Raw genomic sequence first — 12837 nt, 5'->3', positions numbered from 1 at the left:
CCGGCGCTATTGCTCCTCCAACGTGGTCATGCCCTGAAATTCAGGCAGCCAGTGCAGCGCCGAGCGGTGCCATTTCTGCTGTGTTGGAATCAAATCCTGGCGCTGCCGCGCGGTCCCCACGCGAATCCCATAGACCTTGGGGCCATCGCCGACAGACGTGGCGTAAAGATGCGAGCCGCAGTCAGCGCAAAAGGCCTGGGTGCGCTTGGCGCCGCTCGCCACGATCTTGATGTAGATTTTCGGCGTGCCCTTGGTGATGCGGTAGTTGCTTTCCGGCGCCGGAACCGTCAGGCGAAAAGCCGTGCCGGTCAGTTGCTGGCAATCCGTGCAGTGGCAGATCGTGGTCTTTTCCGGATCGACCTCGGCCTCGTAAGTGATGGCGCCACAATGACAGCCGCCGTCTATTCTCATCTTCGTTCCTCCAAAGTCCCTTCAATCTAGCGGGGCAAGGCCGTGAGGCAATGGCGCAGCGCTAGTCCAGAGCCGGATCGGATGCGGTCTCGATCAGCTTGCGCCGCTGCTCCCAGGTGCCTGTCGTCTGTGGCTTGACGAACAGCCGCGTGATCTCCGGCATTTCCTTCTTCAGCTGCGCCTCCAGGCGCTCGACGCAAGCTTCGATCTCGGGCGCAGTCAAATGGTCCTCGAACTCGATGCTCAAGCCGGCGACGATCTCTGTCGGCCCCATATGGACGGTCAGGACGCCGTTCGCCCGCTGCACCGCCGGATCCTGCTGGGCGATCGCCAGCACCTTCATCTGCACCTCGGGCGATGCCGGCTCGCCGATCAGCAGGCCCTTGCTTTCGCGGGCCAGGAAGATCGCCGTCGCGCCCAGGATCAGCCCAATGCCGATCGAGGCGGCGCCGTCGAGTTCCGGCATCTCCAGAACTTCCGCCGCCAGGATGCCGGCGAACGCGACGATCAGGCCGAGAAGTGCTGCACTGTCCTCGAACAGCACGGTGTAGACGCTCGGATCCTTGCTCGACTGCACCGCCCGCAGCCAGCCCTGCTTGCCCTTCTGCTGGCGGAACTCCTTCAGCGCCACCCACCACGAACTGCCTTCGAACAGGAAGGAAAGGCCGAGCACGACGTAGGTCACCTCGGCGTTGGCGACCGGCTCCGGCGCCATCATATGGATCACGCCTTCGTAGAACGACACGCCGGCGCCCAGCGCGAAGACGAGGAGCGCGACGATGAAGCTCCAGAAGTAAAGTTCGCGGCCATGACCGAGCGGATGCGTGCGATCGGCCGGGCGGGCGGCGCGGTGCATGCCGTAGAGCAGCAGGCCGCCATTGCCGGTATCGACCAGCGAATGCACGCCCTCCGACAGCATCGCCGAACTGCCGGTGAAGAGGGCGGCGGCGAACTTGGTCAGCGCGATGGCGAAATTGCCGGCGAGCGCCGCGTAGATCACCTTTTTTGAGCCGCCGTGCCCGGCCATGGCATTTGTTCCCATTCAAGGCGCAGTCTAGCGGCCAGGCCGCTAAAGCTCCACAGGCATCACACCGCGCGAATGTCGGGTCGTCCAAGCCAGCGGTCATGAGAGATCGGCCTATGGAAAACGGCGACTACTCGACGATCTCGCTGGTCCACACCTTGAAGCCGGCAAGCGTTCCCGGGCCGAATATATGGGTCAGCGGCACGTCGGCGGCGTCGCGGCCGGAGGCGATCAGGATGCGGCCGATGCGCGGTGCATTGTTGCGCGGGTCGAAGACATGCCAGCGGCCGCCGAGATAGACTTCCATCCAGGCGCAGAAATCCATGCTCGCCCATGGTTTCGGCATACCGATGTCGCTGATGTAGCCGGTGCAGTAGCGCGTTGGGATGTTGAGCGCCCGGCAGAAGGTGACGGCGAGATGCGCGTAGTCTCGGCACACGCCGCTCTGTTCACGATACGCTTCCGCGGCGGTGCGTGTCGGCCGAGCATTGCCGTAGTTGAAGACGATGTGGTTGTGGACGAAGTCGCAGACCGCCTGCACGCGCGGAATGCCCAGCGGCGTGTTGCCGAACAGCCGCCACGCTTCATCAGCCAGAAGGTCGCTTTCGCAAAAACGGCTGGGCAGCAGGAACAGCAGCGTGTCCGCCGGCAGGTCGCGAACCTCGTGCTGCCAGGCCATCAGATCGCCCATCTCGAACGTGCCGGGATCGCGGATCACCGCGTCGGTGCCGAAGGTGAAACGCCCGGGCGGCGCGACGAACCGGTTGCACCAATTGCCGAAACTGTCGCGATAGCTTTCGATCGGCACCGGCGGGTTGGAAATCAGGAAATCCGGCCGCTCGAGGTCGGAGGCACGCGAATAATGCACATTCAGCATCGCGATGAGCGGCGTTTCCTGCGGAAAGTCGAAGCTCATCTCGCAGCCGATGTGGATTCGCATTGTCGTCCTGACGGCCTGCCTGACGATCACCCGGCGAAGCTCGGGTCGATGCTGCAGTGCGAAAATGACCATCGCACGGACCGTCATGGTTTACGAGCAAATTAGAAACCGGTTGAAAGCGAGCCGGCGACGCCGGCAACGGTCGCTAACCCCTTGCGGTCGGGCGGTTCTCTTGTTTCACTTGGCGTCCCACATCAGGAGGAACGAATCATGGCTAAAGGTGCGATGAAGGCAGGCAAGGAAGCCCGCAAGCCGAAGAAGGACGCCAAGAAGCCCGCTCCGGCTCCCGCGCTGAAGGCGCCGCCGGTCAAGGCGATGAAGCTCAAGGACAAGTAGGTCCGGCGATCCACTTCGCAATAAGGGTTACGGCCGGCGACACTGTTGCCGGCCGCTGTTGATCGAGCGCTCGAAATTCCTATATTGGCATGGCGGGGACGACCTCGCGCTTCCCCAAAATCCGGACGGGACGACCCGCCATTGTTTGACTGATCGTCGGACGCCGAAATCACCTTCCGGTCCGATGCTCTGATGGAGCGTTGTCGATGTCGTGGATTCTTCTCTTTTTCGCCGGCCTATTCGAGATCGGCTGGGCAATCGGCCTCAAATACACAGATGGCTTCTCGAAGCTGGTGCCGACCGTGCTGACCGTTGCCTCGATGGTCGTCAGCCTCACTCTGCTCGGCCTGGCGCTGAAGGCGCTGCCCGTTGGCACCGCCTATGCGGTGTGGACCGGCATCGGCACCGTCGGTACGGCACTGCTCGGCATCTGGCTGCTCGGCGAACCAGCCACCGCGATCAGGCTGGCCTGCATCGCGCTCATCGTCTGCGGCATCATGGGGCTGAAGTTCGCCGCCTGACGGTCTTTTGGTTTGCGCATGTCGTCCTCTCAGAACCGGGACCAATATTTGGGCGACGGACTAACACCTTCAGGGCCGCTGTGAGGCGACCCTGATTGTCGAAGCTGGCTGCTTCGGTAATCCTGAGGCTAGCGGGCGGAGAAGCCCGGCGGCGTCCTGCCGGTGCGCTGCTTGCGTGCCGCATAACGCGCGTCACGCTTGGCCTTGCGTTCGGCTTCGTCGGCCAGAAAACGGGCGATGCGCTCGTTCTCTTCGGATTCCCGAATCTTGGCCTCAGCCTGTGCAGCTTCCTCGGCGGCGATACGTGCCGCTTCGGCTGCTGCCTCGCGCTCGGCCTTCTCGACCGCTTCGCGTGCCAGCTTCTCCTGCTTCAGCCGAGCCTTTTCAGCCTCGCGGATTTCGCGGGCCGCAAGGATCGCCTTGCGTTCAGCCTGCCGTGCCAGCACAGCAGGATCATCCGCCGCCGGCTTTGCCTTGAAGCGCTCGAGGAGCGCCTTCTTTGCCTCGTTTGCGGCATTGCGCCGCTCGAAAACGTCTTTTTCCCTGTAGATAGCCAAGTCCACTTCCCTGAAGTCAATTCGCGACGCTTACATACGCGCGAAAACCGAGAGTTCAAGCGCCAAAACGGCATGGCAGCCATGAAATTGTCGGCTGTTGCACTCGGGAGACGCCTTTGGAGCAATTTCAGGGAAAGTGTGAAACGGTTTTCCCGGGAAAAGCGCGCAGCGCTTTCCCTTGGGAATTGCGACGAAGAGATTGAACCGAAAACGACATGCACTGTTCACCGTCGCGCCTCTGGCGGCGAGGTTGGCGGATGGCTACGTCTAGCGGCAAATTCCAACACCAGGATGACATTAGATGGAACTCGGTCTCTACACCTTCGCCGACGTCAGCCCGCAGCCGGGCCCCGGCGCCATCGGCCCGCATGAGCGGCTGCGCAACCTGATCGAGGAGGTCGAGTTGGCCGATCAGGTCGGCCTCGACGTCTTCGGCCTCGGCGAGCATCACCGGCCCGACTATGCCGCCTCCGCACCGGTCGTGGCCCTGGCCGCGGCCGCCGAGCGCTCGAAGCGCATCAAGCTGACCAGTGCCGTCACCGTTCTGTCTTCCGATGACCCGGTGCGCGTTTTTCAGCAGTTCGCCACGCTCGACCTTCTGTCGGGCGGCCGCGCCGAGATCATGGCCGGGCGCGGCTCGTTCATCGAATCCTTCCCGCTGTTCGGTTACAACCTCGAGGACTATGACGAACTGTTCGCCGAAAAGCTCGATCTGCTGCTTGCCATCCGCGACAGCGTGAAGGTTACCTGGTCCGGCAATCTGCGCGCGCCGATCAACGATCGCGGCGTTTATCCCCGGCCGTTCCAGGACAGGCTACCGGTCTGGATCGCCATTGGCGGCACGCCGCAGTCTGCCGCCCGCGCGGGTGCGCTCGGCCTGCCGCTGGCGCTCGCCATCATCGGCGGCGAGCCGGCGCGCTTCGCGCCGCTGTTCGATCTCTATCGCGAAGCCGCCAAGCGCGCCGGCAGCGACCCGAGGGGCCTTGCCACCAGCATCAACGTGCACGGCTTCATCGCCGAGACGACCGAGCAGGCGGCCGACGATTTTTACGGCCCGCAGGCGGAGGTGATGAACCGCATCGGCCGCGAGCGCGGCTGGGGTCCGACATCCCAAGCGCATTTCGACCAGTCGCGCGGCCCGAACGGCGCGTTGTTCGTCGGCGGTCCCGAGCAAGTGGCTGAGAAGATCGTCGCCCAGCACAAGATCTTCGGCAATGACCGCTTCCTGCTGCAAATGGCGATCGGCACCATGCCGCATGCCAAGATCATGAAGGCGATCGAACTCTACGGCACCAGGGTGGCGCCGATCGTGCGCAAGGAAACAGCCAGGGCTGCCACAGCCGTCACCGCACCAGCCTGACGGAAATGTCGGCTGCTGGCTGCTACCATTGAGAAGGGCCGGATTTTTCGTTCTCGTCGCCACGACATTTGGAAGAAAGCCAAATCTTTCTTCCAACTCCGTGAGTGCAGGCCTGGATGCTGCGGCGCGCTCTGATTTCCGGACCCGTGCAAACGGGCCTCATTCCGGAAGCCGGCTCATGGAACCTGCGCCCATAACTCTGCGTTCATGCAAGCAATAGCCGATCGCCGAGGGCGCCGGCTCGAGGGTGAGCATGAAAACCGAACCCGCTGCCTTGGGCCGCGCCATCGCCGACGAGTCGGATTCGCGCGTTGCGGCCCGCGCCGACACGCATCTGATGCGCTCGCTGCTCGTCGGCATTTTCCTGTTCATGGCCATCTATGCGCTCTACTTCGCTCGCGCTTTCTTCATGCCGGTCATTCTGGCTTTCCTGCTGGCGCTGACGCTGACGCCGATCGTTAGGCTCCTGCGCAGGCACGGCATCTCCGAAGTGGTTTCGGCGACCCTTCTGGTGCTGTTGTCGATCTGCATCTTTGCCAGCGTAGGCTACCTCCTCAGCGGACCGATCATCGACCTCATCAACAACACCTCTTCGATAGGCCAGCAACTTGCCGAACGGCTGGCGCAATTGCGCCGCCCACTCGAGAAGATCATGCAGATTTCGCATCAGATCGAACAGCTGACCCAGACGTCGCAGGAGCCGGGCATCCAGAGGGTGGCGATGGCGCAGTCCGGCATCCTGTCGGCGGCCGCCAGCAACATCCTGTCGGCCGGAACAGGCCTGACCATCATCTTCGTGATGTCGCTGTTCCTGCTCGCCTCCGGGACGATGTTCTATGAAAAGATCATCCAGTCCTTCGCCAGCCTCAGCGAAAAGAAACGGGCGCTGCGCGTCGTCTATGACGTCGAGCGCGAAATCTCGCACTATCTGCTCACCGTCACCATCATCAATGCCGGCCTTGGCACAGTCATCGCTCTCGGTCTGTGGGCGCTCGGCATGCCCAATCCGCTGGTCTGGGGAGCCGCCGCGGCGCTGCTCAACTTCTTGCCCTATGTCGGAGCGCTGATCACCATCGTGCTTGTCACGGTCATGGCGTTGATCAGCTTCGATACCATCTTCTACGCGCTTCTGGCGCCGGCCTTCGTGATCTTGTGCGACATCGTCGAAGGCCAGTTCGTGACGCCGATGGTGGTCGGCCGGCGCCTGGAGATCAACGCCGTGGCAATCTTGATCGCCATCGCCTTCTGGTCATGGCTGTGGGGCTTCGTTGGCGCCCTGATGGCGGTGCCGCTGCTGGTCGTCATCAAGGTATTCTGCGATCATTTCGACGGGCTCAGCCATGTCGGCAATTTTCTCGCCGCGCAGCACGCGGTTGTCGTCGAGGAGGACGACATCGCCGACCCCGAAGCTATCAAAGGCTGATCAATATTTTTGAATTTGCGGCGCCGCCGGATGCTTCCTACATGCGGTCCTGACACAGGATCCCATCCATGACCGCTCTTTCCGTTCTCGACCTGTCGCCGATCGTCGAAGGCAGCGATGCCTCGCAGTCGCTGGCCAACTCGCTCGATCTTGCCCGCCATGCCGAGCGCCTGGGCTACAAGCGTTTCTGGCTGGCCGAGCATCACAACATGCCGGGTATCGCCAGCGCTGCAACCGCCGTCGTCATTGCCCATGTCGCCGGCGGCACCAAGACCATTCGTGTCGGCGCCGGCGGCATCATGCTGCCCAACCATTCGCCGCTGGTGATTGCCGAGCAGTTCGGCACGCTGGCCGCCTTGCATCCGGGCCGCATCGATCTCGGCATCGGCCGGGCGCCCGGCACCGACATGGGCACCGCCCGTGCCTTGCGCCGCAATCTCGAGGCCGGGGTCGACAATTTCCCTCAGGATGTCGTCGAGCTGATGGGCTATTTCCAGCCGGCCGAGGAAGGCCAGCGAATTCGCGCCGTGCCCGGCGAAGGCCAGAACGTGCCGGTCTGGATCCTCGGCTCCAGCCTCTACGGCGCGCAGCTCGCCGCCATGCTCGGCCTGCCCTACGCCTTCGCTTCGCATTTCGCGCCGGCGGAGCTGGATCACGCGCTGGATGTCTACCGCTCGCGCTTCCAGCCGTCCGAGCAGCTCGACAAGCCGCATGTCATGCTTGGCCTCAATGTCTTCGCCGCGCCCACCGATGCGGAGGCCCGTTTGTTGTTCACCTCGCTGCAGCAGGCTTTCGTCAATCTGCGCACCGGTCGGGCCGGCCGGCTGCCGCCACCTGTCGAGAACTATGACCGCGATCTCGATCCGATGGCAAAGACAATGCTCGGCCAGGCATTGTCCTGCGCCGTCGTCGGCTCTCCGGAAACGGTGCGGCAAGGCCTCGATGCCTTCGTGCGCCGCACCGGTGCCGACGAGCTGATGGTCACTGCGCAGATTTTTGATCATGCGGCACGGGTGCGATCGTTCGAGATCCTGGCCGACGCGCACAAATCCCTGTCGCAGGCGGCCTGACAAATCCTGGTACGACTTACGCCGGGGGAAGGCTACGCGCTCACGCTCTGCGCAATCGCGCCGAGCGGACGGCATGAATTGCGGATCATCAGCCTGCCCTTGAGCAAAAGCTTGCGCGGCGGCGCGTCCCTGTTGCCGGCGAGACGATCGAGAAGCAGATTGGCCGCCTGTTCGCCGATCGCCTGCACGGGCTGGGCCACCGTGGTCAACTGCGGCTGGAACACGTCGGACCATGGAAAGTCGTCGAAGCAGGCGACCGAAATATCTTCCGGGCAGGACAGGCCGATGTCGCGGATCGCCTTCATGGTACCGATCACCATCGGATTGTTGGCCGAGAAGATCGCGCTTGGACGATCATGCGAGGAAAGCATCTGCATGGTTTCGTTATAGCCATCGATCTCGTGGAAATTGCCGAAGCGGATCAGCTCCTCGGCGATCGGCAGGCCGGCGGCGTGAAGCGCCTCGCGATATCCCGCCATGCGGTCATGCATCGGCGAGATGTCCGAGGTGCCGGTGATGTAACCGATGCGCCGGTGGCCGAGATTGATCAGATAGGTGATGGCGTCGAACACCGCGCGCTGGTTGTCCAGCACCACGGCATCGGTGTCGATGCCTTTGCAGATACGATCGAGCAGCACGACCGGCACGTTGGCGTCGTCGACGATCCGCTTGAGGATCGCGCCGTCGCCGACGCGCGCCACGATCAGCCCGTCGACCATGCGGTCGAGCAGCAGCCTGATCTGGTCGTCCTGGGTGTTCAAGTCCTCGTCCGTGCAGCACAGCATGACGGCATAGCCGGCCCGGTCGAAGGCCTGCTGGATGACCGAGACGACATCGGTGAAGAACGGGTTGGTGATGTGCGGCACGGTCAGTCCGATGGTGCGGGTCGTGCCCATCTTCAGGCTGCGGGCGATCGCGTTGCGCTTGTAGCCGATATCGCGGATCGCCTGCTCGATGCGCTGGCTAAGCTCCGGGCTGACCGTCGCCGTGCCATTGATCAGCGCCGAAACGGTGGCGACAGAAACACGCGCCGCTTCAGCCACATGGAGCATGGTGGGCGCGGTGGATTTGCGGTGTCTTTTTTGCCCTGACGCTGTCATTTTCGAAACGTTTCGCCACCCTTGCTGGCCAATACGTACGGAATCCTGTCCTTTTAAGCAAGAATCGAATTGCATCAAACGCCCGGCACCTTATATCGGCTTGACATGATCGAAACGTTTAGATTAGCGTTTGCGGGAAGTTGACGACGACGGAAGGGAGGCCGCCATTGTCATGCAAGAGAGCAATTCCCTTTCACCGGAGCACGGTGCGGCCGATCGGTCGCACATCGTTCTGAGTGCCGAGCGCATTTCCAAGAGCTTCGGCGGCATCGCCGCGCTTGTCGATGTCGGCTTTGAGCTGCGTCGCGGCGAGGTTCATGCCTTGATGGGCGAGAACGGCGCCGGCAAGTCGACGCTGATGAAAATCCTCTCCGGCGTCTATACCGGCTATGAAGGCACGGTCAGCGTCGATGGCCGCCCCGTCAGCTTCGCCGGCGTGCGCGACGCCGAGGATGCCGGCATCGCCATCATTCATCAGGAGCTCAACCTGGTGCCCGAACTCAGCGTCGCCGACAACATCTTCCTCGGCCGCGAGAAGCTGATCGCCGGGCTGATCGTCGACCGCAAGGCGAGCAGCCGCGCGGCAGGTGCTTTGTTGCAGCGGCTCGGCATCGAACTCGATCCGCAAGCCCGCGTCGGCGCCCTGCGCGTCGGCGAGCAGCAACTGGTCGAGATCGCCAAGGCTCTGTCGATGTCGGCACGCATCCTGATCATGGACGAGCCGACCTCGGCGCTTTCGCCGGCCGAATGCCAGCGGCTGTTCCGCATCATCCGCCAGCTTGCCGACAGCGGCGTCGCCATCGTCTACATCTCGCACCGCATCGACGAGGTCATGCACCTGGCCGGCCGCGTCACCGTGTTTCGCGACGGACGCCATATGCTGACCGAGCCGATGGCCAGGCTCGACGAAGATGCGATCATTTCGGCGATGGTCGGCCGCAACCTGCTCGCTTCCTCCCAGGAAGAGCGCCATTCCGGTGGCAATATCGTGCTTTCGGTCGAAAACCTGTCGCTGTCGAAGCCCGATGCCCATGGCTGGCGCACGGTGATCGACGGCGTCCGCTTCGATCTTGCCGCCAGAGAAATCCTCGGCATTGGCGGGCTACTGGGTTCGGGTCGCACCGAGATCCTGGAAGCGATCTTCGGCTCGAGCGATGGCCGCACCGGCGGCGAAATCCGTATTGACGGCCATCCCGTGGACATCCGTTCGCCGCGCGATGCGAGGCGGCTGGGCATTGCGCTGGTGACCGAGGACCGCAAGACGCAAGGGCTGCATCTGCAGGCTTCGATCGCGGACAATGTCGCGCTGCCGCTGGTCGGCTCGCTGGCCCGCTTCGGCATCCGCTCGCTGGCCGGCGAGCAGGGGCTGGCGCGGCAGGCGGTCAAGGCCCTCGGCATCCGCTGCCGGGACATCGACCAGCCCGCCGGTACGCTGTCGGGCGGCAACCAGCAGAAGGTTGTCATCGGCAAATGGCTGGCGACGAAGCCGAGGGTGCTGTTGCTCGACGAGCCGACGCGCGGCATCGATGTCGGCGCCAAACGCGAGATCTACGACCTGATCTTCAAGCTGGCGCGCGACGGTCTCGCCATCGCCGTCATCAGCTCCGAACTGCCGGAGCTGCTGCACCTCTCCGACCGCATCCTGGTGATGGCCGATGGCCGCCAGACAGGCATTCTTTCCCGCGACGCGGCCAGTGAGGAGGCCATCATGCGCCTCGCCGCCCCGCGCCGGACCATATCGAGACCAGCCGCATGACCGTTTTGAAACTCCTGTCCCGGACCAAGCTCTATTGGGGCCTGATCGCCATCTTCCTGATCGGTGTCCTGGGCTCGCCGATGAGCTCGAAGGGCAACAACATCTTCCTCTCCTACGGCAATCTGCTCGATGTGCTGCGCCAGGTGTCGACCACCGGCCTGATCGCCACTGGCATGACGGCTGTCATTATCACCGGCGGCATCGATCTCTCCGTCGGCTCGCTGATGGCCATCTGCTCGGTGGTCTGCGCCATGCTGCTGACGGTTCCAGGCGTGACGCCCGGCGTCGTGCTGGGCGTGCCAACCGTCGCCCTGGTGGCGCTTTGCCTCGGTTTCGTCGTCACCCGTTTCATTTTCCAGAACCTGGCAAAATCCCGTGCCGGCGCCGACCTCCTCCGTGAGATCAAGCTGGACGGGATTCGCGGCCTGGTCACGCCCGCCGTCGTCGGCGTGGTCCTGTGCTGCCTGTCGCTGTGGTTTCTGCTGCCGCAGATCGAGCCGAAATTCGGTGTGCTCGGCGTGCTGCTGGTGGCGCCGTGCGTTGGTTTGCTGTTCGGCGCGCTCAACGGCTTCATCATCGTTGCCGGGCGCCTGCAGCCCTTCATCGTCACCCTGGCGATGATGGTGACGGCGCTCGGCATCGCACGGTTGACCGCCGGCCAGAACAATGCGGTGCTGCCGGTCTATACCGGCTCCAACGCGACCGCCGATTTCGAGATACTGCGCTCGCTGGTGTTCGGCATCATCCCGATGCCGGGCCTGTTCTTCCTCGGCGCCATCCTGATCTATGGCGCGGTGCTGCGCTTCACGCCGTTCGGCCGTTACGTCTACGCCATCGGCGGCAACGAGGAGGCGGCGCGCCTCTCCGGCATCGCCGCCGGCCGCGTCAAGATCGCAACCTATGCCGTCTCGGGGCTGCTCGCCGGGATCGCCGCCGTGCTCTATGTCGCACAGTACCGGCAAGGCAAGCCGGATGCCGGCGCCGGGCTGGAGCTCGACGCCATCGCCGCCGTGGTCATCGGCGGCACCAGCCTGATGGGCGGGCGCGGCAGCCTCACCGGCACGTTCTGCGGCGTGCTGATCTTCGGTCTGCTCTCCAACATCCTGCAGCTCCACAACATCAATTCGAACCTTCAGCTGGTGCTGAAGGGGATGATCATCATCGGCACCGTGCTCGTGCAGGAGCGCAATGCCGGTGATCTCCTGGCCTATCTGCGCCTGCCCGGCGGGCAATCGGCGCACAAGGAAACGGCCGCGGCAAAGCGGCCGTCGCAAGAGACACCGTCTCTCAATCTCGGAGGAAACAAAAAATGAAACGACGTGACATGTTGAAGCTTGCCGCCGTGACCGCGGCACTGCTGACCACCACCGCGCTGCTGACCACCGGCAATGCCTTCGCCCAGGACAAGAAGTGGAAGATCGGCTTCTCGCAGGTGACGACCATCGAGCCCTGGCGCGCGCAGTTCAACAAGGACATTCTGGCCGAAGCCGCCAAGCATCCCGAGGTCGAACTGATCATCACCGACGGCGAGGACAAGACCGAAAAGCAGGTCGCCGATGTCGAGAACCTGATCCGCCAGGAAGTCGATGCGCTGCTGGTGTCACCGAAGGAATCGGCCGGCCTGACCGGCGTCGTGCAGCAGGCGATCGATGCCAAGATCCCGGTCTTCGTGCTCGACCGCAATGTCGAGACCAAGGACTATACGCAGTTCGTCGGTGGCGACAACGCGCTGATCGGCCGCGCGGCCGGCGAATATGCCGTCGAACTGCTTGGCGGCAAGGGCAAGGCTGCAGGCAACGTCGTCGAGATCTGGGGCGGCATGGGCACCCAGCCGGCGCATGACCGCCACGACGGCTTCCACGAATTCACCGACAAGGAGCCGGGCATCAAATATCTGCTCGACCAGCAGTCGGGCGACTGGAAGCAGGATCAGGCCTACAATCTGATGGCCAACGCGCTGAAGAGCAACGAGAAGATCGATCTCGTTTACGGCCACAACGACCCGATGGCCTATGGTGCCTATCTCGCCGCCAAGGATGTCGGCCGCGAAAAGGACATCAAGTTCATCGGCATTGACGGCCTGCCCAACGAAGGCGTGCAGATGGTCAACAAGGGCGAGCTGACGGCGACCTTCACCTATGTCACTCCCGGTGCCGAAGGCCTGCGCCAGGCGATCAAGTTCCTCAACGGCGAGAAGGTCGAAAAGACCATCACTCTGCCGACCGAGAAGATCACCAAGGAAAACGCCGCCCAGGTGCTGAAGGACAACGGCCTCTGAATGCTATTGCCGGAGAAGGTAGCTCCGGTGTTTAGAATTCGGCCATAGCTCTCCCGCTCTT

Annotated in this window: 13 protein-coding genes; 8 read left to right on the top strand and 5 right to left on the bottom strand. The window is 63.3% G+C overall.

All coding sequences use genetic code 11. From position 1 onward, the window contains the following. Positions 1-6: 6 nt before the first annotated feature. The 3 genes from AC0L2U_RS14445 to AC0L2U_RS14435 form a co-directional block, all read right to left on the bottom strand. The gene (locus tag AC0L2U_RS14445) at positions 7-411 is read right to left on the bottom strand and encodes a GFA family protein (protein ID WP_013528467.1); all 405 of its coding nucleotides are present in this window, start codon (positions 409-411) and stop codon (positions 7-9) included. A 61-nt stretch (positions 412-472) separates the two neighbouring features. Further along, on the bottom strand, positions 473-1438 hold the full coding sequence (locus AC0L2U_RS14440) for a cation diffusion facilitator family transporter (RefSeq protein ID WP_127808360.1): 966 nt from the start codon (positions 1436-1438) through the stop codon (positions 473-475). Between the two features lie 127 nt (positions 1439-1565). Further along, a complete protein-coding gene (locus tag AC0L2U_RS14435; protein ID WP_027040094.1) occupies positions 1566-2375 on the bottom strand; it encodes a transglutaminase-like domain-containing protein in 810 nt (269 codons plus the stop codon). A 210-nt stretch (positions 2376-2585) separates the two neighbouring features. Between AC0L2U_RS14435 and AC0L2U_RS14430 the strand changes: the two genes are divergently transcribed. Then, entirely contained in the window at positions 2586-2711 is a 126-nt protein-coding gene (locus AC0L2U_RS14430) for a hypothetical protein (RefSeq protein WP_013528464.1), read from the top strand. A 206-nt stretch (positions 2712-2917) separates the two neighbouring features. Beyond that, the gene (sugE, locus tag AC0L2U_RS14425) at positions 2918-3232 is read left to right on the top strand and encodes a quaternary ammonium compound efflux SMR transporter SugE (protein ID WP_013528463.1); all 315 of its coding nucleotides are present in this window, start codon (positions 2918-2920) and stop codon (positions 3230-3232) included. A gap of 128 nt (positions 3233-3360) precedes the next feature. Here the strand turns inward: sugE and AC0L2U_RS14420 are convergent, their stop codons facing one another. Beyond that, positions 3361-3789 (bottom strand): DUF6481 family protein, encoded by a 429-nt coding sequence (locus tag AC0L2U_RS14420; protein ID WP_023761392.1) that lies wholly within the window; start codon positions 3787-3789, stop codon positions 3361-3363. A 301-nt stretch (positions 3790-4090) separates the two neighbouring features. On the opposite strand from AC0L2U_RS14420, the gene AC0L2U_RS14415 reads away from it, so the two are divergent. The 3 genes from AC0L2U_RS14415 (at position 4091) to AC0L2U_RS14405 (ending at position 7642) form a co-directional block, all read left to right on the top strand. Beyond that, the gene (locus tag AC0L2U_RS14415) at positions 4091-5149 is read left to right on the top strand and encodes an LLM class flavin-dependent oxidoreductase (protein WP_292337483.1); all 1059 of its coding nucleotides are present in this window, start codon (positions 4091-4093) and stop codon (positions 5147-5149) included. Positions 5150-5402: 253 nt separating this feature from the next. Continuing rightward, positions 5403-6572 (top strand): AI-2E family transporter, encoded by a 1170-nt coding sequence (locus AC0L2U_RS14410; RefSeq protein WP_127397071.1) that lies wholly within the window; start codon positions 5403-5405, stop codon positions 6570-6572. Between the two features lie 68 nt (positions 6573-6640). After that, complete coding sequence (locus tag AC0L2U_RS14405) at positions 6641-7642, top strand: LLM class flavin-dependent oxidoreductase (RefSeq protein ID WP_127328151.1); 1002 nt, start codon at positions 6641-6643, stop codon at positions 7640-7642. A 32-nt stretch (positions 7643-7674) separates the two neighbouring features. Here the strand turns inward: AC0L2U_RS14405 and AC0L2U_RS14400 are convergent, their stop codons facing one another. Continuing rightward, entirely contained in the window at positions 7675-8694 is a 1020-nt protein-coding gene (locus AC0L2U_RS14400; protein ID WP_127267670.1) for a LacI family DNA-binding transcriptional regulator, read from the bottom strand. Between the two features lie 220 nt (positions 8695-8914). Between AC0L2U_RS14400 and AC0L2U_RS14395 the strand changes: the two genes are divergently transcribed. From AC0L2U_RS14395 to AC0L2U_RS14385, 3 genes are read left to right on the top strand one after another with little or no spacing between them, the layout of a single operon-like run. Then, entirely contained in the window at positions 8915-10498 is a 1584-nt protein-coding gene (locus AC0L2U_RS14395; protein WP_473602083.1) for a sugar ABC transporter ATP-binding protein, read from the top strand. Then, complete coding sequence (locus AC0L2U_RS14390) at positions 10495-11811, top strand: ABC transporter permease (protein ID WP_127322601.1); 1317 nt, start codon at positions 10495-10497, stop codon at positions 11809-11811. Before AC0L2U_RS14395 ends, AC0L2U_RS14390 begins: the two co-directional genes overlap by 4 nt. After that, entirely contained in the window at positions 11808-12776 is a 969-nt protein-coding gene (locus AC0L2U_RS14385; protein WP_127267673.1) for a substrate-binding domain-containing protein, read from the top strand. Before AC0L2U_RS14390 ends, AC0L2U_RS14385 begins: the two co-directional genes overlap by 4 nt. The last annotated feature ends 61 nt before the right edge of the window (positions 12777-12837 follow it).

The organism is Mesorhizobium sp. WSM4808, assembly GCF_055811675.1.
Note: the sequence above shows the minus strand (reverse complement) of the source record. Positions and strands in the feature narration are given on the sequence as shown.

Bases quoted from the DNA above. Each gene is read 5' to 3' on its own strand.
- AC0L2U_RS14445 (WP_013528467.1), bottom strand. From the start codon at position 411: ATGAGAATAGACGGCGGCTGTCATTGTGGCGCCATCACTTACGAGGCC.
- AC0L2U_RS14440 (WP_127808360.1), bottom strand. From the start codon at position 1,438: ATGGCCGGGCACGGCGGCTCAAAAAAGGTGATCTACGCGGCGCTCGCC.
- AC0L2U_RS14435 (WP_027040094.1), bottom strand. From the start codon at position 2,375: ATGCGAATCCACATCGGCTGCGAGATGAGCTTCGACTTTCCGCAGGAA.
- AC0L2U_RS14430 (WP_013528464.1), top strand. From the start codon at position 2,586: ATGGCTAAAGGTGCGATGAAGGCAGGCAAGGAAGCCCGCAAGCCGAAG.
- sugE (WP_013528463.1), top strand. From the start codon at position 2,918: ATGTCGTGGATTCTTCTCTTTTTCGCCGGCCTATTCGAGATCGGCTGG.
- AC0L2U_RS14415 (WP_292337483.1), top strand. From the start codon at position 4,091: ATGGAACTCGGTCTCTACACCTTCGCCGACGTCAGCCCGCAGCCGGGC.
- AC0L2U_RS14410 (WP_127397071.1), top strand. From the start codon at position 5,403: ATGAAAACCGAACCCGCTGCCTTGGGCCGCGCCATCGCCGACGAGTCG.
- AC0L2U_RS14405 (WP_127328151.1), top strand. From the start codon at position 6,641: ATGACCGCTCTTTCCGTTCTCGACCTGTCGCCGATCGTCGAAGGCAGC.
- AC0L2U_RS14400 (WP_127267670.1), bottom strand. From the start codon at position 8,694: ATGCTCCATGTGGCTGAAGCGGCGCGTGTTTCTGTCGCCACCGTTTCG.
- AC0L2U_RS14395 (WP_473602083.1), top strand. From the start codon at position 8,915: ATGCAAGAGAGCAATTCCCTTTCACCGGAGCACGGTGCGGCCGATCGG.
- AC0L2U_RS14390 (WP_127322601.1), top strand. From the start codon at position 10,495: ATGACCGTTTTGAAACTCCTGTCCCGGACCAAGCTCTATTGGGGCCTG.
- AC0L2U_RS14385 (WP_127267673.1), top strand. From the start codon at position 11,808: ATGAAACGACGTGACATGTTGAAGCTTGCCGCCGTGACCGCGGCACTG.